Origin of the sequence: Bartonella sp. AP57NXGY (assembly GCF_042195805.1) — a bacterium.
Classification (GTDB): Bacteria; Pseudomonadota; Alphaproteobacteria; order Rhizobiales; family Rhizobiaceae; genus Bartonella.
Window position 1 is genome coordinate 1 of record NZ_JBHIOZ010000673.1, and the last position, 545, is coordinate 545.

Genomic DNA, 545 nt, shown 5'->3' on the forward strand with positions numbered 1-545 from the left:
GAGCGATCAAAATAAGAAGCTTCAATAGTGCCATATTGCGTGCGTGGTTCTAATGTGAATTCCCAGTTGGAACAGTCGTGCTTATGAAGTTCGAGTGCTGGTAAATTATCTCCGCTTAAAAACAAAAACTTATTGTCCTTGATCAAAAAACGTGCCCGCATGCGGTCAGCAAGGCGGGTTAAAAAATCAACCGCCGATTGATCTGTTCGAATCACATAAGGCAAAATTTGTTTGGTAAATTGGGGACTGACCTTTGCTTGATAGCCATGGCGTTTGGCAAGTGTCTCCACAATCTCACCAATGGTTTGGTGGTCAAAATGTTCACTCACCTGTTCTTTGAGCTCTTTACGCATCGAGGCACTTTTGCCACAAAGGCGCAAAATCTCTCCATCACTGCCACCACAACTTACAACCGATTCGACAACAAAACACCCCATAAATGCACTGATGCTGTTCTCATAACCAAAGATCACTTGCAGAGTGCTGTTGCTTGAGGGAACCTCTAAATCATTGCCACTATCGTCAAACTCTGCTTCAAATGTATC

1 pseudogene is annotated in these 545 nt (G+C 43.5%); it reads right to left on the reverse strand.

Annotated elements, in window-relative coordinates:
- Window positions 1–545, reverse strand: a pseudogene (locus tag ACFIL8_RS12585) (phage late control D family protein); the annotation flags it as partial.